The 26,203-nt window shown below is 33.8% G+C and carries 22 protein-coding genes; 13 read left to right on the top strand and 9 right to left on the bottom strand.

What is annotated here, in order from left to right; translation table 11 throughout:
• Positions 1-3: 3 nt before the first annotated feature.
• Together mtaB and BM319_RS11055 are read left to right on the top strand one after the other, a co-directional pair.
• Positions 4-1,338, top strand: a complete 1,335-nt coding sequence (gene mtaB, locus BM319_RS11060) for a tRNA (N(6)-L-threonylcarbamoyladenosine(37)-C(2))-methylthiotransferase MtaB (protein ID WP_091022678.1) — start codon at positions 4-6, stop codon at positions 1,336-1,338.
• A 216-nt stretch (positions 1,339-1,554) separates the two neighbouring features.
• Positions 1,555-1,752, top strand: coding sequence for a hypothetical protein (locus BM319_RS11055; RefSeq protein ID WP_069035087.1), 198 nt, complete (start codon positions 1,555-1,557; stop codon positions 1,750-1,752).
• Positions 1,753-1,806: 54 nt separating this feature from the next.
• Here the strand turns inward: BM319_RS11055 and BM319_RS11050 are convergent, their stop codons facing one another.
• The 8 genes from BM319_RS11050 to nikC all read right to left on the bottom strand — a co-directional run bounded on the left by BM319_RS11050 (position 1,807) and on the right by nikC (position 9,937).
• On the bottom strand, positions 1,807-2,478 hold the full coding sequence (locus BM319_RS11050; protein ID WP_091022676.1) for a Rossmann-fold NAD(P)-binding domain-containing protein: 672 nt from the start codon (positions 2,476-2,478) through the stop codon (positions 1,807-1,809).
• Between the two features lie 507 nt (positions 2,479-2,985).
• Positions 2,986-4,305, bottom strand: a complete 1,320-nt coding sequence (locus tag BM319_RS11045; RefSeq protein WP_025569163.1) for an SLC5/6 family protein — start codon at positions 4,303-4,305, stop codon at positions 2,986-2,988.
• 3 nt (positions 4,306-4,308) lie between these two features.
• On the bottom strand, positions 4,309-5,007 hold the full coding sequence (locus BM319_RS11040) for a response regulator transcription factor (protein ID WP_091022674.1): 699 nt from the start codon (positions 5,005-5,007) through the stop codon (positions 4,309-4,311).
• Positions 5,004-5,765 carry a sensor histidine kinase gene (locus tag BM319_RS11035; protein ID WP_091022672.1) on the bottom strand — a complete coding sequence of 254 codons (762 nt, stop codon included), beginning with the start codon at positions 5,763-5,765 and terminating at the stop codon, positions 5,004-5,006. Before BM319_RS11035 ends, BM319_RS11040 begins: the two co-directional genes overlap by 4 nt.
• A 309-nt stretch (positions 5,766-6,074) precedes the next feature.
• The gene (locus BM319_RS11030) at positions 6,075-7,061 is read right to left on the bottom strand and encodes an ABC transporter ATP-binding protein (RefSeq protein WP_025569167.1); all 987 of its coding nucleotides are present in this window, start codon (positions 7,059-7,061) and stop codon (positions 6,075-6,077) included.
• The gene (locus tag BM319_RS11025; RefSeq protein WP_069035084.1) at positions 7,061-8,089 is read right to left on the bottom strand and encodes an ABC transporter ATP-binding protein; all 1,029 of its coding nucleotides are present in this window, start codon (positions 8,087-8,089) and stop codon (positions 7,061-7,063) included. The genes BM319_RS11030 and BM319_RS11025 overlap by 1 nt, the downstream gene beginning before the upstream one ends.
• A gap of 12 nt (positions 8,090-8,101) precedes the next feature.
• Entirely contained in the window at positions 8,102-9,022 is a 921-nt protein-coding gene (locus BM319_RS11020; RefSeq protein WP_025569271.1) for an ABC transporter permease, read from the bottom strand.
• Positions 9,023-9,034: 12 nt separating this feature from the next.
• Positions 9,035-9,937: a nickel transporter permease gene (gene nikC, locus BM319_RS11015; protein WP_091022670.1), complete on the bottom strand. Its 903-nt coding sequence runs from the start codon at positions 9,935-9,937 to the stop codon at positions 9,035-9,037.
• A gap of 211 nt (positions 9,938-10,148) precedes the next feature.
• Here nikC and BM319_RS11010 point away from each other — a divergent pair, with 211 nt between their 5' ends.
• The 9 genes from BM319_RS11010 (at position 10,149) to BM319_RS10970 (ending at position 23,627) form a co-directional block, all read left to right on the top strand.
• Positions 10,149-11,705, top strand: a complete 1,557-nt coding sequence (locus BM319_RS11010; RefSeq protein WP_091022668.1) for a glutathione ABC transporter substrate-binding protein — start codon at positions 10,149-10,151, stop codon at positions 11,703-11,705.
• 74 nt (positions 11,706-11,779) lie between these two features.
• Positions 11,780-13,258 (top strand): amidohydrolase family protein, encoded by a 1,479-nt coding sequence (locus BM319_RS11005; protein WP_091022666.1) that lies wholly within the window; start codon positions 11,780-11,782, stop codon positions 13,256-13,258.
• Positions 13,259-13,289: 31 nt separating this feature from the next.
• Complete coding sequence (locus BM319_RS11000) at positions 13,290-14,786, top strand: amidohydrolase family protein (protein ID WP_091022664.1); 1,497 nt, start codon at positions 13,290-13,292, stop codon at positions 14,784-14,786.
• Between the two features lie 115 nt (positions 14,787-14,901).
• Positions 14,902-16,467, top strand: coding sequence for a glutathione ABC transporter substrate-binding protein (locus BM319_RS10995; RefSeq protein ID WP_025568508.1), 1,566 nt, complete (start codon positions 14,902-14,904; stop codon positions 16,465-16,467).
• A gap of 754 nt (positions 16,468-17,221) precedes the next feature.
• Complete coding sequence (locus BM319_RS10990; protein WP_502686143.1) at positions 17,222-18,493, top strand: amidohydrolase family protein; 1,272 nt, start codon at positions 17,222-17,224, stop codon at positions 18,491-18,493.
• A 23-nt stretch (positions 18,494-18,516) separates the two neighbouring features.
• The gene (locus BM319_RS10985; protein ID WP_025568506.1) at positions 18,517-19,758 is read left to right on the top strand and encodes an amidohydrolase; all 1,242 of its coding nucleotides are present in this window, start codon (positions 18,517-18,519) and stop codon (positions 19,756-19,758) included.
• A 29-nt stretch (positions 19,759-19,787) separates the two neighbouring features.
• Positions 19,788-21,032 (top strand): amidohydrolase, encoded by a 1,245-nt coding sequence (locus tag BM319_RS10980; RefSeq protein WP_091022661.1) that lies wholly within the window; start codon positions 19,788-19,790, stop codon positions 21,030-21,032.
• 374 nt (positions 21,033-21,406) lie between these two features.
• Positions 21,407-22,312, top strand: a complete 906-nt coding sequence (locus BM319_RS10975; RefSeq protein WP_025568504.1) for a DMT family transporter — start codon at positions 21,407-21,409, stop codon at positions 22,310-22,312.
• Positions 22,313-22,331: 19 nt separating this feature from the next.
• Positions 22,332-23,627, top strand: a complete 1,296-nt coding sequence (locus BM319_RS10970; protein ID WP_025568503.1) for a uracil/xanthine transporter — start codon at positions 22,332-22,334, stop codon at positions 23,625-23,627.
• 37 nt (positions 23,628-23,664) lie between these two features.
• On the opposite strand, the gene BM319_RS10965 is transcribed toward BM319_RS10970, so the two are convergent.
• Positions 23,665-24,714 (bottom strand): GIY-YIG nuclease family protein, encoded by a 1,050-nt coding sequence (locus tag BM319_RS10965; protein WP_353615544.1) that lies wholly within the window; start codon positions 24,712-24,714, stop codon positions 23,665-23,667.
• A 220-nt stretch (positions 24,715-24,934) separates the two neighbouring features.
• On the opposite strand from BM319_RS10965, the gene BM319_RS10960 reads away from it, so the two are divergent.
• Both BM319_RS10960 and BM319_RS10955 read left to right on the top strand, forming a co-directional pair.
• Positions 24,935-25,273, top strand: a complete 339-nt coding sequence (locus BM319_RS10960) for a hypothetical protein (RefSeq protein ID WP_139116378.1) — start codon at positions 24,935-24,937, stop codon at positions 25,271-25,273.
• Positions 25,274-25,846: 573 nt separating this feature from the next.
• The coding region (locus tag BM319_RS10955; RefSeq protein ID WP_139226530.1) for an AAA family ATPase at positions 25,847-26,203 on the top strand (357 nt) is incomplete at its 3' end.

The raw sequence follows: 26,203 nt of genomic DNA, 5'->3' as shown, positions 1-26,203 counted from the left end.
GAAATGCCACAAGTAGCTTTTCATACATTAGGCTGTAAAGTTAACCATTACGAAACAGAAGCAATTTGGCAACTGTTTAAAGCAGCAGGCTATGACCGTACTGAATACGAGACAAAAGCTGATGTTTATGTAATTAATACTTGTACAGTTACAAATACAGGTGACAAAAAAAGTAGACAAGTAATCCGTCGTGCCGTGCGCAAAAATCCAGATGCAGTAATTTGTGTAACTGGATGTTATGCACAAACATCTCCAGCCGAAATCATGGCAATTCCTGGGGTGGATATCGTTGTTGGTACACAGGACCGTACTAAAATGTTAGATTATATCGAGCAATATCGTGTAGAGCGTCAGCCAATTAATGGCGTAGGGAATATCATGAAAGCACGAGTTTATGAAGAGCTTGATGTACCTGCTTTTACTGACCGTACACGTGCTTCATTAAAAATTCAAGAAGGTTGTAACAACTTCTGTACGTTCTGTATTATTCCTTGGGCACGTGGTTTAATGCGTTCTCGTGATCCAAAAGAAGTTGTAAAACAAGCTACGCAATTAGTTGAATCAGGCTATAAGGAAATTGTTTTAACTGGTATTCACACTGGTGGATACGGTCAAGACATGAAAGATTACAACTTAGCAATGTTATTAAAAGATTTAGAAACAGTTGAAGGATTAAAACGTGTTCGTATTTCTTCAATTGAAGCTAGCCAAATCACAGATGAAGTAATTGAAGTTCTTCGTCATTCAAATATTGTTGTTCGTCACTTACACGTACCACTACAATCAGGATCAGATACAGTCCTAAAACGTATGCGTCGTAAATATACAATGGCTGAATTTGCTGAAAGAATTGAAAAACTACGCGAAGTATTACCAAACTGTTCAATTACATCTGATGTAATCGTAGGTTTCCCAGGTGAATCTGAAGAAGAGTTCATGGAAACGTACAATTTCATTCGCGACAATAAATTCTCTGAATTACACGTATTCCCATACTCTAAACGTACAGGTACTCCAGCTGCACGTATGGAAGATCAAGTTGACGAAGAAATTAAAAATGAACGTGTACACCGTTTAATTGAATTATCAAATCAGCTTGCAAAAGAATACGCATCAATGTTTGATGGAGATGTTCTAGAAGTTATTCCGGAAGAAAAGTATACTGAAGATGGCGCAGAAGGACTATTAATAGGTTACACAGATAATTATCTAAAAGTCGTGTTCGAAGGAACAGAAGACATGATTGGTAAAATTGTAAAAGTTAAAATCGCTGAAGCTGGTTATCCAGTTAATAAAGGTGAATTTGTCCGAGTATTAGAAGATGTAGCTGTTAACTAAGGATAAAATAAAAAAAGGATAGATAATCTAGAAAATATCTGGATTATCTATCCTTTTTTGTTATTACCAAGAACAATTTTGTCTGATTGCTTATTAAGAAAAAAGTAGTTCAAAAAGAATAAACCTTTGAAATCGAGGTAACAAATTAATTACCTCAAACTACCTGTAATTTAATGTTACTACGATACACAATATAAATATAGAGGTGAAATAATCATGTCAAAAGATAATCAATCAAGAAAAACTGATGACAACCATATCCACGTTGCTACCAACTCATACTTAGACACGAGTGAAAACGACGATTCTAATAAAATTAATTATGACGATGGTGGTAGTCCATACCTAGATACAAGTGAAGACGCATCTTCAGCAGCCAACACAAGACGAGGAGCTCCATATTTAAATACTTAATGGGGAGAGAAATGGGGGAAAGATTGAAGAATCTTTCCCCTAAACTCTTTTTACTTAACTTTTTTCTGCTGTCCTATTAATATCTTCAACCTCAATTAATGGCTTATGATAACCAGCTTTTGCAATATTAATCATTGAACGACCAATTTGTTCTGAAGTTGTTATTGAGTTTGGAAAGAGTTTTTTTAGCATCGGATAAATAGGTTTCGTTATGTTATAGCCGTATTGATATAGTTTAGTTTTTGATTTTATATCTTTATGTGGAATAATTGCACCTGGTCTAAACATGTATGCAGCTTTAAACGGTAACTTTAACAAGTCATTTTCTGTTTTTCCCTTCACTCTAGCCCACATTAGTCGACCTTTCTCAGTACTATCGGTACCTGATCCAGTGACATAAATGAAAGTCATTTGTGGATTCAACATTGATAATGTACGTGCGATGGATAGGGTAAGGTCATATGTAATCTTACGATAATCTTCCTCTGTCATTCTAAATGATGAAACACCTAAACAAAAAAAACATGCATCAAATCCAGATAATTGACTTTCAATTGGAGATAAATCAAGTAGATTAGAATGCTTAATTTCATACAATTTTTCATGTTGAATCCCTGTAATACTACGACCAATTGAGTAAATCGAGCTAACAGAAGAATCTTGTAAGCATTCTCTTAATACACTTTGACCAACCATTCCTGTTGCTCCAAAAAGTAAAACCTTCATAATGTAACCTCCATAATCTATTTTCATCGCTTTAGTCTCATGGGCAAATAATAAATGATAAATTATTTTTAAGCAATTTAAAACTGAAAAATAAACGTTCAAAATATGTAAGTGAATATTAGAAAATCCTGAGCTATCTTTTAGAAAAACAAATTCAATTGATTAGTTTATAAATTAATGTTTGATATTAATTGACCTACAAATTGATTAATAAACAATTGTTTTATTACTCTAAGTAAAGGATAGTTGATTAGGTTTTTATAGCAGTCTTTTTTTGATGAATATGGTGATTGGAACGGAGGGGTGCTCGACTCCTATGGGATAAGCGGGAAGGCTGAGACCCCACAGGCTTGCCGAGGAGGTTCAGGTCTCGCCCCATGGAAAGCGAGCATCCTGTAGTGGAAATCAACATCACTCTACTCCTTTTACGAAAATTTGGTAATTTAATTGACAAGATTGTTTTTCAACAGCGTAAAGAGCTAATCAATTCAACTGATTAGCTCTTCTTTATGACATATTTACAGACTCTTTCTTACTAAAAAATTGGATTGTAAAACCTAAAATAATAATCACAATAGAAAATAATAAACTCAACCAAATACTTTGAAATTCACCTACATACGGCTGAACAATATAAGAAAGTATGATACTAATTACAATACTAATTGGAATGTAATTACCGACTTTCCCCTTACTAAAGACAATAACTAAAATTGGAAATAACAATGCAGAATAGACATTTCCTGAGTAAAATAATAGTTCAATAATTTTTTTTGATTGAATAATTGTAGCGAAAAAGATGATCGCCCCAATCATCACGGATAGAAGATAAGCAAGTTTTATTTTTTTTTGATCATTTTTTATCGTGCGAAATGGTTCGATTATATTGATAATGATTAAACTAGCAAGCGAATGTAATACCGCACCAAATGTTGATGTAATCGCATTAAATGCACATAAAACAAAGAGTATGAAAAAAAATGGTGTTGTAATTTTATTTGCTAAACCAACTAAAATTGATTGAATATCTGTAAATCCACCTGTAAATATAACAATAATAAAAAGACATGAAAATGAAAGTGGGAAAATACACCAAATTAAGCCGGATATTGAGAATGTTAAAGGTAGTTTTTTCGATTCAATCATAAATAATCGGTGCCATGAAGTAATGTCAAAGAAAAACTGACCAAATCCAACTAATAAACCTGAAAATAAAAAACCCCATAAATCGTAATGATCAATGACTAGCATGTATGGATGGTATAGTTTAATCCCATCATATACGGGTTGAACGCCTTCTTTTACGAAAAAATACAACGGAATTAAAATTGCCGCTGCAAACATTGTAATGACTTGGAATCCAGCTAATCCATGTATCATCTTTAATCCACCAAAACCTGCAAAAAGTACACAAAAGCTTATAAATATGATTATTTCTATGTACAACGGTAAATTAAAAAGAAAATGAAATAACGTAGATGCGGTCATCGACTGTATATATAATATGTGTAAACTAGTTAATATTAAAATACAAATCATAATCCAATAACCAAGTGGATGTAGTTTCTTCTTCAAATAATCTCCAATTGTTAAACCATCAGGGTACTCCTGTCGAACTTTTTTCCCGATAAAACTAAATACAAATAATGCAATCGCACCTAAAAATGCATATCCAATTCCACCAAATACGCCATATTTAATCATTGATTCTGGCGAAGATAATATCGTAGTTCCTGTTACCCAACGTGCCAAGAGAGAAATAATTCCCATTCCCATTCCAATTTGAATAGGTCCTTGTACGTATTCTCTAAATGAACGTGAATTCACGGTTTATTTTCCTTTCTCACGATACTCTTTCGGAGTAATGCCCTCAATTTTGCGGAATAAAGTACTAAAGTAATGCTGACTATTAAAGCCTGAGTTTTCTGCTACATCTGAAATGTTCCAATTTGGATTATTTGTTAAATATCGCTTGGCTGCTTGTATTCTATAGTCTATTAAATATTCTGAAAACGAAACACCGACTTCTTCGTGAAATTTTCTACTTAAATAAGTATGATTCGTATGAACTTCTCGAGCAACATCAGAAAGAGAAAGTTTTTCAGCGAAATGATCATGAATATATAAAAGAGTTTGATGGATTAAACTAGAATATTGGTTTGATGTGTCGGTCTCACTATATTTAGATAAAACTTTATATAATTCACTTTCTATTATTGGCTTAGTTAAATAATCTAGAACGCCGATTCGGATTGACTGTTGTGCATAATCAAAACTTTGATATGCTGTAACCATAATAATATCTACGTCTTTATTTAGTGCTCTAAGCTCTTCACCAAACTCCAGTCCTGAACGTCCAGGTAGATTAATATCTAGAAACGCAATATTAATTTTATGGTTTTGGTTAATTGTGATGGCTTGGCATGCATCAGCAGCTTTAAAAAACTTCCATAATGGAAAACTATTTTTTATTAAATATTCCATCTGTTCAAGCTCTAATGGTTCATCATCTACTAATAACACATTCAATTTATTTTCCCTCCTTTACTCTCATATATAAGTGGCCAGACGACCTTAACATTTGTTCCTGATTCATTTGAAGTAATCAGTACATGACCACTATTACCAAAATATAGTTGTAATCTCTTTTTTATATTATCTAATCCATGGCCTTCTTGATTAGAAAAAGTATTAGTCATTCCCATTAAACCATTATCTATAACTTCTAAACAGATTAGCTCGGAATCTTGATAAAATCGAATATCCAGTAAAGCTTCTCCAATCTTTTTTTCTAAACCGTGTTTAAATGAATTTTCTACTAAGGTTTGCAAAATGAAAGGGGGAACTAGCGCATTAAATAAATCTTTTGGACAATCTAACTCTGTTTTAAGACGATCACCAAACCGTAGATTTTGAATGTCTAAATAATATTGAGTATATTGTATTTCTTGATTTAACTGGATTAAGGGCTCGGATGATTTATATTTAAATTTTAAAAATTGAGAGAACGTTTCTAGGGCTCGGATTAATTCCGAAGTTCGATTTAAACGCGCTAAGCTTAATATGACATTAAGTGTATTAAATAAAAAGTGCGGTTGAATTTGCTGATTTAATTTATTGTATTGAGCTTCTTGTAATGCATGTTCTAACCGAATTTCTCTATTTTTATTTTCAAGTAAGTCAATTCTTTTTTCAAAGATAAACAAAAATAATAAAGCAATAGCTCCCATAATAGGAGCTAAAATAAATAGCATAATTAGTAAAGTAAATCCCTCGTAACTAAGCATGAAGAACCTCAATTAGTTTTTTTAATAATATTTTTAATTTTTTTGAAAATTTTGTTTATAATTAGGTGATTTCAACGAAAGTTGCTCCAATGGAAGGGAACGAAAGCTGAGCATCCTATTGGAGCTTCTTAGAGGAGTCTCTAATCTTCGCGTATTTTCCATAGGAGCCTTACAATATCTTAATCGAATCAACATTCGATTTATAATCCAATTTTATAAGCATTTATATCTAATTATTAGAAGTAGAATCTCTACATGGCAGGATCAATTCTCTTCTTTTCCTTCACTTCATGCCTATAAGAATACTATTTAATTAATGATGTGACAAGCAACTTGATGATTTTGCTCAGATAATTTTAATTCAGGTGCTTTTGTTTTGCAAATATCAATCGCGAAAGGGCATCTTGTGTGAAAACGGCAGCCGCTTGGAGGATTGATTGGAGAAGGGACATCTCCTGTTAAGATAATTCTTTCTCTTTGATGTACCGGGTTCGGTACTGGAATAGCAGATAATAGGGCACGTGTATAAGGATGCTGAGGATTTTCGAATATTGATTTTTTATCAGCAATCTCAACAATTTTTCCTAAATACATTACCATTACTCGATCAGAAATATGTCTTACTACACCTAAATCATGTGAGATAAAAAGAAAGGTAAGTGAGAATTTTTTCTGCAATGATTTTAATAAGTTTAATACTTGGGCTTGGATTGAAACATCTAGTGCAGAAACTGCTTCGTCACAAATAATTAGTTTTGGATCAACAGCAAGTGCACGTGCAATTCCGACACGCTGACGTTGACCGCCACTAAATTCATGAGGATAACGTTCCATTGCTTCTGGTCTTAACCCAACATGTCCTAATAATTCCTCAATTCTAGCTTTACGTTCTTCTTTTGGAACGACATTTTGAATGGCTAATGCTTCACCTAAAATTTGTCCAATTGTTTGTCTAGGGTTAAGTGAGGCAAACGGATCTTGGAAGATTACCTGTAGATCCTTTCTTATTTTACGCATTTCTTTTTTTCCTAAGCTTAATAAATCTTTTTCCTTAAAATGAATACTCCCACTTGTAGGCTCGTCTAATCTTAGAATGGCTCTACCAGTAGTAGACTTACCACAACCAGATTCTCCAACTATACTTAAAGTTTCCCCCTCGTAAATGTGGAAGCTAATATCGTCTACAGCTTTTACATGATTAACCGTTCTTCCTAAAATGCCTCCTTTAATTGGAAAGTATTGTTTTAAATGATCTACATTAAGTAGTATTTTTTTATCCACTAGTTGTAATGCCATTATTCAATCCCTACTTTCTCTATGATGGTATGATCAGTTTCCCATTGTGATGTATACATCCAACAACTGACTTCAGTATTTTTGTCGAGTGTTAGTAAATCTGGCACTGATTCATGACACATTGGCTTTGCATGTGCACAGCGTGGTGCAAAACTACAGCCCTTAGGCATATTAAATGGACTAGGTACAGTACCAGGTATTGTTGTTAATTCATCCTGATCCATATCAAGACGTGGAAGAGAGTTTAATAACCCGATTGTGTATGGGTGCTTAGGGTTATTATAAAGTTCTTTTGCTGATGTATATTCAACAATTCTTCCAGCGTACATGACAGCCACTCGATCGCAAGTTTCATAAACGACGCCTAGATCATGCGTGATTAGTATGACAGCTGTACCTAAATCTTTTTGGAGTGATTTAATTAATTCCAGAATTTGCGCTTGAATTGTCACATCAAGAGCAGTAGTCGGTTCATCTGCGATTAGCACTTCTGGATGACAAGCAAGTGCCATTGCAATCATAACCCTTTGTCTCATACCACCACTAAGTTCATGTGGTTCTTGCTTTGCACGTTTTTCAGGAGATGGGATCCCTACAAGTCGAAGCATTTCAACTGCTTTCTCCCAAGCTTCCTTTTTGCCTAATTTTTGGTGAAGACGAATCGCTTCTGCAATTTGTTCGCCAGCTGAATAAACTGGGTTTAAAGATGTCATTGGCTCTTGAAAAATCATTGAAATTTCATTCCCTCGAATGGAACGCATTTGCTTTTCCGTTTTTGCTAGTAAATCTTCACCTTTAAAAAGAATACTACCACCAGTTATTTTTCCTGGAGGAGATGGGATTAATCCTAATAGTGATAATGATGTAATACTTTTACCACTTCCAGATTCTCCTACTATTCCAAGTGTTTCACCTTTTTTTAATTTAAAGCTAATTCCATTAACAGCTTTACTTATTCCTTCATCTGTATAAAAGTAGGTTTGTAGATTTTTAACCTCAAGAATTGTTTCATCAAATTGTTTTTTCATAGTAGTACCTCCTTAATTCAAGTCAACTCGTTTATTAAAGTAACGGTAGAGAATATCAACAGCTAGATTCATAAATACAAAGATAACTGAAGCGATTAATACGCCACCTTGAACCATCGGTAAATCTCTTGTCCTAATTGCATCAACAATTAATCTACCAAGTCCATTAATTGCAAAAACTGACTCTGTTAAAACGGTACCACCAAGTAATGCACCAAACTGAAGTCCAACAACAGTAATAACAGGAATAAGAGCATTCTTTAAACCATGTTTATAAATAATGACATGTTCTTTTAATCCTTTTGCTCTTGCTGTACGCATATAGTCTTGACGAACAACTTCTAACATACTTGATCTAGTCATTCTAGCTACTATTGCAGCACCACCTGCACCTAATGTTAATGCTGGCAGTACCATATGTTTAAACGTTCCCCAGCCAGCAACTGGGAATATATGAAGATTAACTGAAAAGAAGTAGATCAGCATTAAACCAAACCAGAAACTTGGTAAAGAGATTCCTAGTAAAGCGACAATCATAATTGTAATATCAGCTGCAGAGTACTGTTTAGTCGCTGATATAATTCCTGCTAGCATACCAAGTACAACTGTAATGAAAATACTAGCCAGTGCAAGTTCAATTGTAATAGGCAAACGAATCATAATCTCATCTAATACTGGACGATTATTTCGAAGCGATTCACCAAAATCTCCTTGTAATACATGAACAACATAGTCGAAATACTGAATAATGACAGGACGATCAAGTCCAAGTTGATGACGAATCATTTCGATTGTTTGTTTCGTAGCACCTTCACCAGCAAGTAGTGTTGCTGGATCACCAGGAACCATCTGCATGATTAAAAAAACGACTAAACTTACACCAAGTAAAACTGGAATAGTTTGTATAATTCTTCTGACAATAAATAGAAACATGTACTTTCCTCCTTATTTTTTCATTCTTGGATCAAGAGCATCTCTTAGTCCATCTCCGAAAATATTAAATCCTAATACAAGTGTTGAAATCGCAATACCCGGGAATAAGGCAATGTGGGGTGCGGTAAATAAGTAATCACGTCCACTGCTTAACATCGCTCCCCATTCTGGTGATGGAGGCTGAGCACCTAATCCTAGATATGATAAGCCTGCTGCTGAAAGAATAGCTGTAGCAAGTTTTAACGTAGCTTGGACAATTATTGGTGAAAGAATATTCGGGAAAATATGTTTGAATATAATTGTTAAATCAGTTGCACCTAATGCACGAATTGCGTCTATATACTCAAGCTTTCTGACGGATAATGTAGATCCTCTAACGATTCGTGCAAACGTTGGGATTGAAAAGATACCGACAGCAACCATTACATTAATTAGACTAGGACCTAGTGCACTAATGATCGCAAGTGCTAGTAGAATACCTGGGAATGCTAGTAAAATATCAACAACTCTCATAATGATCGTATCAACCCATTTTCCGTAATAACCTGCAATCAACCCGAGAGTGATTCCGAAAATTGCTCCAAATAAGACAGATACGAAACCTACAGAAATTGAAAGACGACTTCCATAAATGATTCTACTTAAAATATCTCTTCCTTTATCATCTGTTCCCATCCAATGTTCTAGTGATGGAGGTTGTAGCTTATGCATTAAATCAATCGCAAAAGGATCCTTCGGTGAAATAAGTGGTGCCAAAAAAGCTACTAAAATATAAAAAAGTACGATATATCCACCAACTAGTGCCAATTTATTTTTTTTAAACTTCTTATAAAATACTTTCCATCTTTTTAGTTTTTGAGATTCTTTTTTTTCTAATTTGATTTCATTGTTATTCAATACAATCTCTGTTTTCATTCTTTTTCCCCCTTTTCTTTGTTTAAATTTATTCAAAATTAGAATTGAAGTAAATATAATGCGGAAAAGCAGTAAAGATAATTAAAAAACGAGTAAAGATTCTGAAAATATAAAATTTTATTTTTTTTTATAATTTGATTAAGCCTACGTACTCAGGGAAAATGGTGAACAAGAGAATCATAGGGAAAGTAATAAGAGGAGGAAGAAAACAATGAAGAGAAAGACAGCTGGAGTATTATTTGCATCATTATTAACAATTTCTACTGCGCTGGCAGGTTGTACATCTGACCAAACAAGCAGTAGTGCAACAGGAACAAAAGCAAAAGCAGGAGGAACTTTGGTCGTAGCTAGACTATCTGATGCGACTACATTAGATCCACATTTTATTACTGATATACCATCAGCTAATGTTGTTTATGAAAAGGTATATGAAACATTAGTTGAACCAGATAAAAATATGGAGCCACAACCTCTTTTAGCAACTGAATGGAAGCAAGTAGATAATGTGACTTGGGAGTTCAAATTACGACAAGGTGTTAAGTTCCAGGATGGATCACCATTTAATGCAGATGCAGTAAAAACAAATTTTGATCGAGTACTTGATCCAAAAACTGCATCACCTCAGGCTGGTAAATTTGAAATGATAAAAGAAGTTAAAGTGGTAGACGATTCAACGGTTCAGTTTATTTTGAAATACCCATATGCTCCACTTTTATCAATTTTAATGAGTAATGAAGGAAGTATTATTAGTCCAAAATCGATTAAAGAAAACAGTGATAAAATTGGGCGAAATCCAGTTGGAACTGGTCCTTATGTATTTAAATCTTGGAAATCAGGAGAAGAAATTAAAATTGAAAAAAATAAAGATTACTGGGGTAATAAACCTAAAATTGATGGTGTAGTCTTTAAAGTAGTTCCTGAAGATGCTACAAGACTAGCAATGATCGAAACTGGCGAAGCACATGTAACTGATCAAGTGCCTGTAACAGAAATCGATCGAATTGAAGCTTCTGACACAATGGATTTATACCGTACAGATGGACTAGCTGTAGAATATTTAAGCTTCAATACAAAGAAAAAACCATTTAATGATGTTCGTGTCCGTCAAGCGATTGCACATGCAATTGAAGTAGATTCAATTATTAAAGGTGTATATAACGATGTTGGAACAAAAGCCAATTCAACAATGAGCCCAAAAGTATTTGGATATGACTCTAATATTAAAGGATATGACTACGATATTAATGAATCCAAAAAGCTATTAAAAGAAGCGGGAATTAAGGACGGTCTATCATTTACACTTACAACTAGTGACCGTAAAGAAAGAATTAATATGGCTGAGGTTATTCAATCTCAATTAAAAGGTATCGGTATTAATGTAAAAATTCAAGTTCTTGAATACGGTGCTTATATTGATGCGATCGCAAAAGGTCAACATCAAGTTGCAATTGGTGGATGGGGAAATGCTACTGGTGATGGCGACTATAACCAATTTAACTTATTTGATAGTAAATCCCAAGGTGCAGCAGGAAATAGTTCATTCTATAGCAACCCAGAAGTTGATAAATTAATTGAATCAGCTCGTCAAGAAGCGGATAGCGAAAAACGTAAAGAACTTTATGCTCAAGCACAAGAAATTGAAAACAAAGATGTACCATATGTACCTATTCGTAACTATGAACATTTAGCAGTGACTGGCTCATCAGTTAAAGGACTTTGGTTAAACCCAGCAAGTTATTTAATGCTTGATGATGTAACAGTGAAATAAGTAATTCAATGGAACAGCATAATTTATTATGCTGTTTCAGTTTTTAAAGAGAAGTTTGCAATAGGAGGATAAAAATGATTGATTTGCTATTAGTTAATGGAACTGTTATCACAATGGACACAGAAAGAAGAATTATAGAGAAAGGTGCAGTTGCAATTCATAATGGAAGAATTGTAGATGTTGATTTGACTGAAAACTTGAATACCAAGTATGAGGCAAAAAAAGTAATTGATTGTAGTCATCAATGTATTCTACCTGGATTAATAGATGTTCATGGTCATGGTGGTCATTCAATGTTTAAAACAATCGCGATGGAGAATATCGATTTTTGGATGCCGATTATGACGAATACGTATAAGCATTATGTGACGGATGATTTTTGGTACTACGAAGGAAAGCTATCAGCACTTGAGAGATTAAAAGCCGGTATTACAACAGGCGTTAGTGTGTTAGGCTCAGTGCCGAGATCTGATGATCCCATATTTGCAATAAATCATGCAAAAGCTTACAACGAAGTAGGAGTTCGTGAAGTAGTTTGTACAGGTCCGTGTAACCCACCTTGGCCACATTCATTTAGTAGATGGGTTGACGGGAAAAGAATTGAGAAAGAAGTTACTTATGAAGAAGTTTTAAAAGGTGCCGAAGCGGTTATCGAGGCATTAAATCACGCAAATGATGATCGAACAAGAGCCTTTATTACACCATTTGTTATTGTAACGTCCGTAGATCCTTCCTATCCGACTTCCCCAGATCGACTTTACGGACTAACAAAACATGATCTTTATCAAGCTAAAAAAATAAGAGAGATTGCTAGGAAATATAATACAAGAATTCACTCAGATGCATTTGGTGGAATGATTCACTTAGCAATTCAAGATAAAGAAAATGCACTATTAGGTCCAGATGTCCATCTTCAGCATTGTCGAGGAATTTCATTCGACGAAGCCAAAATATTAGCTGAAACTGGTACAAATATTAGTGCTTCTCCAGGTTTTGGACAAGTTAATGCACGTACACCAATTACAGAATTAATTGAAATGGGAGCAACAGTTGCCATTTCTACAGACGGTACCTCACCATCTACGAGTTTTGACTTATTCCAAGCGATGAGGAAAACACAGTTTGTACATCAAGCAGCGCTCAGAGACTATTACTATTTACCACCTGGAAAGCTTTTAGAAATGATCACGATTGATGCAGCAAAATGTATTGGTTGGGATGATGAAATTGGTTCACTTGAGATTGGAAAAAAAGCAGATGTCATAACAGTTAATCTTCATCAACCACATTTGACTCCAGAGTATATGCATGTTCATCGTTTAGTATTTCAAGCAGTAGCAAATGATGTAGATCATGTCATTGTTGATGGAAAACTTATCATGGAAGGCAGAAATGTAAAAACTGTTCATGAAAGCACAGTTTTAAATGAAGCAAATGAAGAAGCCTTTGAAACGATTAAACGCGCTGGATTAGAAAAATATATGCAACCTACAAAGTATTTTTGGGGACATGCTCGTGCCTATGTTGACGAGATGAGATATGTTGAAAACTAAAATAAAAATTTAAAATTCGAAGGGAGAAAAAATGAAAACGAAGCTAAAGGGAAGATATGTGATTGGGTTTGACGGAAGTGAACATGTCATATTGGAAAATGCAGAGATTGTATATGAAAAAGATACAATTTTGTATGTTGGAAAAAACTATACAGAAGAAGTAGATCAAGTAATTGACGTTGGAAACGCAATCCTTAGTCCTGGTTTTATTGATTTAAATGCCTTAGGTGACATTGACCATGATATTTTGCATTTAGAAGCGAAATCAAATAGACAAAAAAATCTCCTTTGGTCTGAGGAATTTGTAAAAAATGGGCATCATGAGCTAATGAGTGAGGAGGAAGAAGCATTTAAATCGTTATATGCATATTCCCAGCTTATTTTAAATGGAATTACTACTGCTATGCCGATTACATCCGTTTTTTACAAAAATTGGGCTGAAACTTTTGAAGAGTTGGAAGCTGCAGCGAATCATGCAGGAAAATTAGGACTGAGAATTTACCTTGGACCAAGCTATCAAGCTGGAATTAGAGTTGTCGAACCAGATGGAAACATTAAAATTCATTGGGATGAAAAAGCGGGCGAGGAAGGATTAGAAAGAGCAGTAAAGTTTGTTGAAACCTTCGATGGTGCATTTGATGGATTGGTCAGAGGGATGTTAGCTCCAGAAAGAATAGAATCACAGACTGAAGAAATTTTGATAAAAACAAAATATTATAGTGACAAATTAAACGTTCCAATCAAGCTCCATGCTGCGCAAGGAAGTTTTGAATTTAATACTATTTTAAAAGAACACGGCGTTACACCAATTAAATATTTATATAATCTTGGATTTTTAGGTCCAAATACAGGAATACCCCATGCTCATTTTGTATCGGGCTATAGTGGAGCGAATTACAATATTGATAATGACATTTCACTTCTGAAAGAAACAAATACTACTGTTATCCATTGTCCACTTATTATAGGAAGACACGGAGAAGGACTTGAATCATATGCAAAATATAGGAAGGAGGGAATCAATATTGCATTAGGTACTGATACTTTCCCTCCAGATATTTTTCAAAATGTACGTACTGGTAGTATGCTTTCAAGACTTGTAGAAAAAGAAGTTGAAGGATCGACATACGCTGATTTCTTCAATTCTATCACTCTAGGTGCAGCGACATTTCTAAATCGTGAAGATTTAGGTCGCATTGCCGTCGGAGCAAAGGCGGATATCATTGCGATTGATTTAAATGGATTCCATATGGGTGTTATTGATGACCCAATTCGTACTATGTTTGTAAGTGGTTCAGGTAGAGATGTAAAACTATCAATTATAAATGGAAGAATTGTGATGCAAGATCAAGTAATTCCTAATCTTGATATGGAGGTATTAAAAGAAAAAGGTCAAGTGTATTTTAATAAGATGAGAAGAGGATATATGGAAAGGGATTACGAACAACTTCCTGAAAATGATCTATTTCCATCATCTTTTAAAAGGCTTGAATCAATTAAAGAACTAGAAGCAAAGTCAAATAATTAAAAATAAGTAAAGAAACTGAAAAAACAGGTAAAGATATTCAAAAATAATTATCAGAATATTTTATATAATTAGATAAATATTTGTAAGACAAACTTTAAACAGGGAGGCAGTGCCATTGAAACTAAAATCAGGAATAGGTAAATGTTTACTAGTATTATTTTCTGCTATCACAATTACAGGATGTTCATCTAATCAAGACGTAGGTACGAAAGCAAATGGACAAGCAAATGATTCCAAAGGAGGAAGCACGCTAGTAATTGCTCGGTTATCAGATGCCGAAAATTTAGATCAACAATTTATGTCTACAATAAATGCAGCAAGCGTTACCCATCATAAAATTTATGAAGGTCTAGTCCAACGAGATGAAAATAATGAAATTCAACCAATGCTAGCAGAGTCATGGAATCAAATCAATGATAAAACTTGGGAATTTAAACTACGACATGATGTGAAGTTTCATGATGGTACACCATTTAATGCAGAGGCTGTAAAGAAAACATTTGATCGTTTATTAGATCCTAAAGTTGCTTCACCAAGAGCAGTTGTATTTAAAATGGTAAAAGAAGTTAAAGTAGTCGACGAATATACAGTTCAATTTATTTTAAGCGAACCATTCTCACCACTTCTTTCAGTTTTAGCAAATCATGAAGGTGGAATTATAAGTCCTAAAACAATTGATAAATATGGTAAAAACATTATTCAAGAACCAAACGGAACAGGTCCATTTAAATTTAAATCATGGTCTCCAGGACAGGATATTATACTAGTTAAAAATGAAGATTACTGGGGGAAAAAACCAAAGATTGACAAGGTGGATTTTAAGGTCGTTCCAGAAGACTCAACAAGAATATCAATGATTGAAACTGGAGAAGCTCAAATAGCAGAACCACTCCCAATAGCAGTTATGAATCAAGTTGAATCATCCTCGGCTATGGAAGTATACCGAAGTGAAGGTTACGGAACAGAGTATATCGGATTCAATGTAACAAAAAAACCGTTTAATGACGTACGTGTACGTAAAGCAATCGCTCATGCAGTTGAAATGGATTCGATTATTAAAGGTGTATATAACAATGTTGGTAAAAAAGCGAATTCAGCAATGGGCTCAAAAGTATTCGGATACGATGAGCAATTAAAAGCTTACAATTACAATTTAAAAGAAGCAAAGAAACTATTAACAGAAGCAGGATATCCAAATGGATTTGATGCAACGATCCTTACGATGGATAGTAAAGAACGAGTAAATTTAGCAGAAGTTATTCAATCACAATTAAAAGGAATTGGGATTAATTTAAAAGTACAAGTGATGGAATACGGTTCGTTCGTTGAAAAAGTAAATAAAGGACAATCAGAAATGTTTATTATAAGCTGGAGAAACGCAACAGGAGATGCTGATTATAATCAGTACAACCTATTCCACTCAGACTCACGCGGAGCTGCAGGAAACACATTCTTCTATAGCAATCCAAAAGTTGATGACTTAATTAATGCTGGAAGAAAAGAAAAAGACGAAGCAAAACGAAAAGAAATTTACGCTAAAGCACAAGAAATTGAAATGGATGATTCACCTTATATTCCTGTAAGAGTAATCGAAAATGTCGCTGCAATCTCGAAAAATGTAAAAGGCTTCTCAATAAGCCCTTCAGGCTATTTAGAGATTAACGATGTAACAATTAAATAATCTGATTTTTCTGCAAGTGAAGGTTCATCCTGATTTAGGGGTGAACTTTCTTTCTTGTTGAAAAACATACTCAGAACAGGTCCATGAGGAAGTAAAACAGTAAAAATGTGAAAGTAACTTACTCATAAAGGGTTCATGAGTAAGTAAAACAGTAAAAAGAAGAAAAGTACTTACTCATAAAGGGTTCATGAGTAAGTAAAACAGTAAAAAGAAGAAAAGTACTTACTCATAAAGGGTTCATGAGTAAGTGAAACAGTGAAAAGAAGAAAGTAACTTACTCATAAAGGGTTCATGAGTAAGTAAAACAGCAAAAAGAAGGAAAGTACTTACTCATAGAGGGTTCATGAGTAAGTAAAACAGCAAAAAGAAGGAAAGTACTTACTCATAGAGGTTTCATGAGTAAGTAAAACAGTAAAAAGAAGAAAGGTACTTACTCATAAAGGTTTCATGAGTAAGTAAAACAGCAAAAAGAAGAAAATAAGTTCCACATAGATTGTAACGGATCTCGACTGGGAGATGCGAGGCCTGAGATCCCACAGGCACACTCCGAGGAGGCTAAAGAATCTCGCCCCATGGAAAGCGAACATCCTGAAATGGAAATCAACTAACATTAACTTGTTTTACCCCAACACTCAAAAGGTTTACTTTTTTATTGATGACATCGACAAGTAGTAAAAATACCTTAAAAATATGTAAATATACTAAAATCAAAATATTTCAAACAGACTTATAATTAAAATAGAATCAAAATTTAATGTGGGATGGAAGGGTGAGTATATTGTCAAAATCGTATTGGTTAACAAATGTGAGTCTGGAAAATGGTTTTACTTATAATGACAATGAAGTTATCAACGGAACTGCAACTGGAAAGTACAATGTTAAAATTGAAAATGGAAAAATTGCTTCTATTCAATTAGTTAGTGATTTAATTACAGATCAATTGCCTCAATATGATGTGCGAGGCCTTCTAATGGTTCCTTCATTTAAAGAAATGCATATTCATATTGATAAAACTTATTATGGTGGACCATGGAAAGCGTGTATGCCAGCAACAAATGGTGTAAAAACACGTATTGAAGAAGAGCAAATTTTATTACCAAAATTATTACCAACTGCTAAAGAAAGAGCAGAAAAAATGCTAGATCTATTATTAAGTTACGGTACGACTCACATTCGTACACATTGTAATATTGATCCAGTTATCGGATTAAAAAACTTAGAAGCAACTCTGCAAGCTTTAGAAGGATATAAAGATAAATTAACACATGAAATTGTTGCATTTCCACAACACGGACTATTAAGAAGTCACTCTGTCGAACTAGTAAGAGAAGCGATGAAATATGGAGCAAATCTAGTAGGTGGTGTTGATCCAGCTTCAATCGATGAAAACATCGAACGTTCTCTTGAGACGATTATGGAGATAGCGGTTGAATCAAATTCTGATATCGATGTTCATTTACATGATCCAGATCATCTTGGATTATTTACAATGCAAAGATTAGCTACATTAACTGAAAAAGCAGGATGGCAAGGAAGAGTTACAGTAAGTCATGCAAGTGGTTTAGCAGATCTTTCTGTTCCAGATGCTACTGCGATTGCTGAGAGATTTGCTGATTTAGGCATTTCAATTACTTCTACGGTTCCAATTTTTAGAACAATTCCAATTCCTTTACTAAGTGAAAAAGGCGTAAAAGTTGAACTAGGTAATGACAGCATTACAGATCATTGGACGCCATTTGGAATTGGAGATAATCTTGAAAAAGTTGGACGACTTGCTGAAAGATTTAGATATATTGAAGAAAAAACACTTGCTAATAGTCTTGGATTTATTACAGGCGGGGTAACCCCTTTAAATAATGAAGGTGAAAGAGCATGGCCAAATATTGGAGATGAAGCAAATATCGTACTTGTAGAGGCTACTTGCTCAGCTGAAGCAGTTGCGAGACGAGCAAAACGAGCTGCAGTTATATTTAAAGGTAATGTTGTAAGTGGTTCAATTTCAAATCTTGAATCAACAACAGTTTAAGTTTTATTAAAGAGAGTGATGAGATGAATCAATCATATTGGCTTAAAAATGTAAAACTTGATAGCGGATTTGTATTTGAAGATGGAAAAATTGAACGTACTGAGACTACTCTTTACAATTTACGAATTAATGATGGCAAAATTGAACAATTACAATTGGCGAATTTTCCATTACAAACAGATCTACCAGTTCAGGACGCAAAAAATTTACTGGCTTTACCTGCTTTTAAAGAAATGCATAATCATTTAGATAAGACCTATCTTGGACTTCCATGGAAGGCTTGTATTCCTGCTGCAAATTTAGTAGAGAGATTAAATTTAGAAGCAGCTGAACTTGTTGAACTAGCTGAAACAGGTCAACATCGTGCTGAACAAATGCTTCATCTATTATTAAAAGGTGGCGCAACCCATGTACGATCACATGTTAATATTGATCCGTATATTGGCTTGAAAAATTTAGAAGAAATTCAAAAAGCACTTTATACGTATAAAGATAAAATGACCCACGAGATTGTTGCCTTTCCTCAGCATGGATTACTTCGCACAAATAGCAAATCATTTATGAAAACAGCGATGCGAGAGGGAGCAACGATTGTCGGAGGATTAGATCCTGGTGGTATTGATCAAAATATTGAACTTTCATTATTTGAAATGGTTGATCTAGCAGTACAGTTTGATGCTGATATAGATATTCATATTCATGACCCAGGCCATCTTGGTTTTTATACAATACAAAAACTAGTTTCATTTATTGAACAAGCTGGTTGGTATAATCGCGTAGCAGTAAGTCATGCATTTGCGCTTGGTGACGTACCGCAAAATGAATCAGTTGAAATGGCTAGCAAACTAGCAAGCTTGGGCATATCAATTATGTCGACTGTTCCGATTAATAGAGTAATGCCTCCTGTTGATTTACTACATTCAAAAGGTGTACAAGTTGCTTTAGGTTGTGATGGTTTCTATGATTCTTGGTCTCCACATGGAACAGGAGATATGTTAGAAAAAGCAGGAAGATTAGCTGAGAGATATAATTGGAAAGATGAATACGGACTATCTCAAACATTGCAATTTATTTCGGGTGGGTTAAGGACTCTTGATGAAAAGGGTAACCAATTATGGCCAAATGTAGGAGATGACGCAAACATGGTTTTAGTAGATGCATCATGTTCTGCTGAGGCTGTAGCAAGACGTGCAAAACGTGCTGCTGTTATTGCTAATGGAAATATTGTTTATGGTGGACTGAAATATGAATCAGTTTTGAAATAAAGTATTGATTACAAGAAGGGGTGAAATTCATGAAATCTAGCTATTGGTTAAAAAATGCTCGATTAGAAATTGGGTTTGAAAAAGAAGATGGAAAAGTGATCGGTACTGCAACTGAATTATTTCATCTTTTTATAGAAAATGGAAAAATCACTCGAATAACAAAAGAAGAAACGGATATAACTAGTGAATTTACAGTTCAAGATGCAGACGGATTACTAGTTTTACCTTCTTTTATTGAAAAGCATGTACATCTTGATAAAACTTTAATGGGAGATGTATGGAGGGCTTGTACGCCAACTTCTAGTGTAATTGATCGATTTGAAAATGAAAAAATGGTATTACCAACAATTGCTTCAAGTACGAAGGAGCGAGCAGAAGCTTTACTTGAAATCCTTTTAGCTTCAGGCTCTACACATGTAAGAACGCATGTAGATATTTACCCAGAGGTTGGAATAAGAAATTTAGTGCAAGTCGAACAAGCCTTAACTAATTATTCGAATCGACTTAGCTCAGAAGTTGTAGCATTTGCTCAGCATGGTTTATTAAGATCAAATGCATTCAATTATGTGAGAGAAGCATTAAGAAATGGAGCAGGAATTGTTGGCTCAGTAGATCCTGCTGTTGTAGACCAAAATATTGAAGAGTCATTATATCAGCTTTATAATTTAGCAGTTGAAGCTGATGCAGATATTGATATACATTTACATGATCCAGGTCATTTAGGAACATTTACGATGAAGCGTATAGTAGAATTTACTAAGCAAGCAGGCTGGGAAGGCAGAGTAGCTATCAGCCATGCATTTGGAATAGGTGATGTTCCAAGAGAAGAAGCATTTGAACTAGCAAACAGCTTTAGAGACGCAGGAATTTCGATTGTTACAAGTGTACCTATTAATAGACAAATGACTCCAGTTGATTTACTAAATGAACGCGGAGTCGAGGTAGCTGTGGGGAATGATAATATTTTTGATGTTTGGTCTCCACTCGGAACAGGAGATATCCTTGAAAGAGCGGGAAGACTAGCTGAACGCTTTAGATGGATTGATGAAGTATCACTAGCGCAAACATTAAAATATATTACAGGTGGAAAAACTCCTTTAGATATAGAAGGAAATCAAGTATGGCCAAAAATAGGTGATTCTGCAAATCTAGTTTTAGTTGAAGCAAGCTGTTCGGCAGAGGCAGTTGCTAGACGCTCAAATCGAAAAGCAGTAATTTATAATGGGAAGATCGTTAGTGGTTCCTTAAGTGAAGAAAGACTGATTCGTAAATAAATAGAGCAATTAGAAAGAATTCGATAGGAAAATGCTAAGTGGGCTTCCGCTAAACCCACTTAGCTAAGAATAAAAAAGGATGCCAAAAAAAGCCTCCCCAAGGAAAATAAACATCCAAACATAGACTTTAAACTACCTATCCAGTTCGGAAAAATAGGAACAAAGCTTTGTAAAAAGCCTAAATAATAGAAGAAAAAGGATCTCTAGAATTTTCTAGATTTCCTTTTTCATTTTTTCACATTAAGAAAGGATAAATTTAGAATGGCGTAGCCAATTTTAGGAATTAAGTATACGTACAATTATGACTCTATTTTCCCTAAAGGAAGGTTAGGCGAAGAGTTTTCTTTAAAATAATTGAGAAAGCAGGCTGTAAAATGGTTCGTTCTTATCTATTATTACTTTTCTGTGTAATCTGTTGGGGAAGTAATTTTATTTTTGGTTCAATACTAGTAAAAGAATTTCCACCAGTGTTATTGTCAGCGTTAAGATTGTGCTTTATATTACTCTTTATGGCTTTCTATGCATTAATGAAGAAAAAGTGGAAAAAGATTAAGACAAAAGATTGGTTTATGATTATTTTACTTGGGTTAATTGGTACTTGTATTAATCAATGGTCATTTTATTCCGCTTTAGAAACAACCCATCCTACAACTTCTGCATTAATACTTGCGCTTGCTCCTCTTACTACATCTTTTTTAGCTTCAATATTTTTAAAGGAAAGACTAACAAAAGGTTTTGTATTAGGTTCAATTATAGCTTTTATAGGTGTGTTTTTTGTCATTACAAACGGACAAAAGCTTCAAATTACAATTGGCTTGATTTGGATTTTTCTAACTATGCTCACGTTTTCAATCTCGATTATTATGATTAAGAAGCTTACGGTAAACTATGAATCCACCACAATTACGCTTTACTCGAATTTTATTGGTTTTGGAGGTTTATTACCGATTGCGCTTTTTTCAGAAACGACCGTGGCTTTGAGTAAGGAAGCGATGCCTTGGATCCTATTAATTGTAACAGCGATTGTTATGCATGGAATTTGTACTTTAATTTGGAATCATCAAATTCAAATTGTCGGAGCATCAAAAGCGGCTATTTTTCTTAACTTAGAACCTTTTGTTGCAATGCTAGTTGGATTGATTATTTTAAAAAATAATATTACTTCATCTCAACTTTTAGGTGGAGCACTCATTATTATTGGTGTTTTTCTTTCAACTTCATTAAAATGGAGAAAGGCGACTAAAGACCCAGTCTATATAAAAGACACAAAGAATTTTTAAGCAAGAGGAGGAGGAAACTATGAAAAACGTGAGAGTTTCTACTACTCTTTTTTCATCGGTTCAATGGCTATTTTTTATTTTTGCGAATACGATTGTAGTTCCCATATCAATAGGAGCTGCATTTCATTTGCCTTCAGATGTTATTGAAAGTACAATCAGAAGTTCACTCATCTTTACTGGTATTGCATCCGTTTTACAAGGATGGCTTGGTCATAAATATCCGGTCATGGAGGGGCATTCTGGTTTATTATGGGGCGTTATGCTGAATTTAGGATTATCAGCTTCTGCTTTTGGGTTAAGTTATACAGAAATAGGAGGAGGAATGGCAACAGGATTTATTGCAGCAGGTATTGTTACTTTACTTTTATCTGCATTCAATTTGATTTCATTTCTTCAAAAAATCTTTACCCCAATGGTTATGACAGTTTATTTATTTTTACTTTCATTTCAGCTCATATTTGTATTTTTTAAAGGAATGCTTGGAATTACAAGTAAAGGTGAAATCAGTATAGCGGTTAGTATACTTTCTTTATGCATCGTATTATTTGTTAGTATTTTAAAATTAAAAGGTTCTCGTATTATTAGCAATTTTTCAATATTAATTGGCATTATCGTAGGGTGGTTATTCTACTCGATTTTATTTGGATCAGATGCAAAAGAAGTAGGGGCAGCAAGTGCGCATTTTTCTTTATTCCCTTTAGGAGCACCAAATTTAGAAATAGGTATCATTGCGATTTCATTTTTTGCAGGAATTATGAATTTAAGTAATACATTTGCATCAATTAAAGCTGCGTCTGATTTATTAAAAGAAAAAGCGAGTACAAAACAATATCGTTTTTCACTATTTTTCACAGGCAGCTTCACAATTATTGCTGCATTATTTGGAATTGTTCCATACACTCCATTTACATCATCGCTTGGATTTTTGCAAAGTACTCAAATATATGAAAGAAAACCATTTATCTATGGGGGAGCACTGCTAGCAATAATTGGCGTACTTCCGCCATTAATTTCATTTTTAGCAACTATGCCTGTAACAGTTGGAAATGCAGTATTATTTGTTGCATATCTTCAATTGTTTGGAACAGCATTTAGTAGTACAAATGGAAAAGTATTTACATCAGATACAATTTTTAGACTGGCAGCCCCGGTTTTAGTTGGGGTAAGCTTAATGAATATTGCTCCTGGTACTTTTGGAAATTTACCTATGATTGTTCAACCATTTTTAACAAATGGACTGATTATGGGGGTAATTCTTTCAATTTTATTAGAGAAGTCGATTAACTGGAATCAGTTTGAGAAGGTAAAAGGATAAAAAATGGCTCGAGGAAAATATCCTCGGGCCTATTTTATTAAGAGAAATTAACTAATTTTTGAAGCTCTTTTGTAAATTTAGCACTTGTATGACTAAGCCATCTTTTTGGAACAATTAGATGCTTACAATTCATACTATTTAAATAGCTGTAAATAATTTGAGCTTCGTCGATTTCATCGCGGCTTACATCTATAGAAGATTGGTTATTATTATATTTGAAGTAATCAAGTGAATTTGAATATATTTGCTTAATTAACTGATCAAATGAATCGTCTTCAATTTCTACCAATTCACAATGCAATATTTGTGTCCTATGGATCAGAAAATACTTAAATTTGTTGTTTTCTAATTGTTCAATTGTAATAATATTATGATTTTTTTCAGTAAATTCGATTAGTTTTTCTTTATTTATTAAAGACTTAACCATTTCAATCCAATCCCTGTATTTTGCTGCAGCCTCAAAATCAAATTGTTCAGATGCTGATAACATAAGCTTTTCCATTTCTTCAAGCAGACTCATGTCGGTACGATTAAGAAATCGAATAACTTTATCAATTATCATATTGTACTCTTCAAGCGCTGATCCACCTAGACAAACTCCATTACATGTCCCTAATGAATAATTTAAACATGCGCTATTCTTAACTGCCAGATGGCCACAATTAATTTTAAAGCATTCCTTAATGCCGGTAACTGCTCTTTCAATAGTACTTCTACTTGTAAAAGGACCAAATATTAATACATTTTCACTTTCAATAGGCTCGTAGCTAATCTCAAAAGAAGGAACTTTTTTATTTAAGTTGATGACTAAGTAAATAAAAGATTGTGGACTTTTCATCATACGATTATACATTGGTTTAATTTCTTTTATTAAATGACATTCTAGCATGAAAGCATCGAATTCTGTATCAGTCAATAAATAGTCAAAATCCTTTAAATGGGTTACCAGTTTTTTCACTTTTGGTGAATGTCCCTTTGAATTTTGAAAATAAGATTGAACGCGTTTTTTTAAGCTTTTTGCTTTTCCGACATAAAGGATTTGACCTTTTGAATCTTTCATTAAATAAACGCCAGGGGATAACGGCAGATTTTTTACTTTTTCTTGTAGATTAATAGTAGTTCATCCCTTTTCTTGTAAGTATAATCTCATTTTAACATGAGAAATGAATTAAAAGTCAGCACAATTATGTGGAATAACTTCATCAAAACTTTATATAAAAAACATAATTTAAAGTCATTAATACACGCATAAAAGAACGACTACACGCGTAAAAATTGACTACAGATGATTTAAAGGAGAAGTGATCTTGATGAAAACGATCTATACGACATCCTCTTTCTCCAATTGGATTCTAGCTTGTCTTGTTAATGTATTAATAATTTGGTTATGTAGTTTATTTGCTCATTTAGTCAACTGGAAGTATGCTGACATGGGGTTCTTCCTATACTTTGTCATTCTAGTATTCTATATTATTTGTTTAAAACTGAATGAAGGATTCCCAGCACTTTTTCGGAAATTTGTACTCCGCAAAAAATTCGATTTAGTTAAAGTATCTGCTTATGAAGTAACTATTATTCTAGTAGCTATTTTTCACGTAGTAAGAGCGATTGTGATTTATAAGGATGCTCTTAGTTCCGTGTTTTGACCTGACCTTCATAAAAAACGAGGGAATCCTAATTGTCTGACTACTTAGGAGAACCCTCCTTTTTTATTTTATTGGAAAAAAATAATATTAAAGAATCTCCAATAAAAAAAGAGTGATGACAAAACAGTTTGAGCTGCAAATAAGTCTTAGAGTACCGCAAATAAAGAGCCAATCTGTGCAAATAAACAGCGCACTGCAAATAAAATCTGAGAATCGCAATTAAAAATAGCAAAACAGCAATTAAATTTAGAGAATCGCAATAAAAATAGTAAAAAAGCAATTAAATTTCAAGGAATCGCAAATAAACGTAATAATTACCTATACTGGTTAGGGTATTTAGACCTGGAAGTTGAACGATTGTAGACACTTTCAATGTAAAGATGCTCTAATTCTTACAAAATCAAATAAAAAATTCATAAATTCCGTTAATGTTGGATGGATTATACCAACTATAATAAAAAACGTAGCTAAGATAGCTCAATTACTGTTCAAGACAATAATATGTTGTACTTCCCCACAATAAATTTTTAGATAAGGATCGTAATTACTGTATAATCTTCATAGGTGATGAAAATGTTTTTAAAAAAAATTACACTTTTGCGCGATGATATTAATTCTTTTAGCCAATATCCGTTTTCAATTCCTTCAATTAAATCATTTGATGAATTGAACATAAAAAGTAATGTTACCTTTTTTGTAGGTGAAAATGGTTCTGGAAAGTCTACTTTATTGGAAGCAATTGCTGATAAATGTGATTTTAATACAGCAGGCGGAGGCCGTAATAATAATTATGAAGTTTTTGCATCTGAGTCACAACTTGGAAATTACATAAGACTTTCTTGGTTGCCGAAAATTTCGAATGGATTTTTCCTAAGAGCTGAGTCATTTTACAATTTTGCTACTTACTTAGATGAATTAGAGGATCCAAAT

It is taken from the genome of Bacillus sp. UNCCL81, from assembly GCF_900112535.1.
Lineage (GTDB): Bacteria > Bacillota > Bacilli > Bacillales > Bacillaceae_G > Gottfriedia > Gottfriedia luciferensis_B.
Note: the sequence above shows the minus strand (reverse complement) of the source record. Positions and strands in the feature narration are given on the sequence as shown.

What these genes read in the sequence shown, in the direction of transcription:
- mtaB (WP_091022678.1), top strand. Translation starts at nt 4, where the DNA reads ATGCCACAAGTAGCTTTTCATACATTAGGCTGTAAAGTTAACCATTAC.
- BM319_RS11055 (WP_069035087.1), top strand. Translation starts at nt 1,555, where the DNA reads ATGTCAAAAGATAATCAATCAAGAAAAACTGATGACAACCATATCCAC.
- BM319_RS11050 (WP_091022676.1), bottom strand. Translation starts at nt 2,478, where the DNA reads ATGAAGGTTTTACTTTTTGGAGCAACAGGAATGGTTGGTCAAAGTGTA.
- BM319_RS11035 (WP_091022672.1), bottom strand. Translation starts at nt 5,765, where the DNA reads ATGCTTAGTTACGAGGGATTTACTTTACTAATTATGCTATTTATTTTA.
- BM319_RS11030 (WP_025569167.1), bottom strand. Translation starts at nt 7,061, where the DNA reads ATGGCATTACAACTAGTGGATAAAAAAATACTACTTAATGTAGATCAT.
- BM319_RS11025 (WP_069035084.1), bottom strand. Translation starts at nt 8,089, where the DNA reads ATGAAAAAACAATTTGATGAAACAATTCTTGAGGTTAAAAATCTACAA.
- BM319_RS11020 (WP_025569271.1), bottom strand. Translation starts at nt 9,022, where the DNA reads ATGTTTCTATTTATTGTCAGAAGAATTATACAAACTATTCCAGTTTTA.
- nikC (WP_091022670.1), bottom strand. Translation starts at nt 9,937, where the DNA reads ATGAAAACAGAGATTGTATTGAATAACAATGAAATCAAATTAGAAAAA.
- BM319_RS11010 (WP_091022668.1), top strand. Translation starts at nt 10,149, where the DNA reads ATGAAGAGAAAGACAGCTGGAGTATTATTTGCATCATTATTAACAATT.
- BM319_RS11005 (WP_091022666.1), top strand. Translation starts at nt 11,780, where the DNA reads ATGATTGATTTGCTATTAGTTAATGGAACTGTTATCACAATGGACACA.
- BM319_RS11000 (WP_091022664.1), top strand. Translation starts at nt 13,290, where the DNA reads ATGAAAACGAAGCTAAAGGGAAGATATGTGATTGGGTTTGACGGAAGT.
- BM319_RS10990 (WP_502686143.1), top strand. Translation starts at nt 17,222, where the DNA reads ATGTGGGATGGAAGGGTGAGTATATTGTCAAAATCGTATTGGTTAACA.
- BM319_RS10985 (WP_025568506.1), top strand. Translation starts at nt 18,517, where the DNA reads ATGAATCAATCATATTGGCTTAAAAATGTAAAACTTGATAGCGGATTT.
- BM319_RS10980 (WP_091022661.1), top strand. Translation starts at nt 19,788, where the DNA reads ATGAAATCTAGCTATTGGTTAAAAAATGCTCGATTAGAAATTGGGTTT.
- BM319_RS10975 (WP_025568504.1), top strand. Translation starts at nt 21,407, where the DNA reads ATGGTTCGTTCTTATCTATTATTACTTTTCTGTGTAATCTGTTGGGGA.
- BM319_RS10970 (WP_025568503.1), top strand. Translation starts at nt 22,332, where the DNA reads ATGAAAAACGTGAGAGTTTCTACTACTCTTTTTTCATCGGTTCAATGG.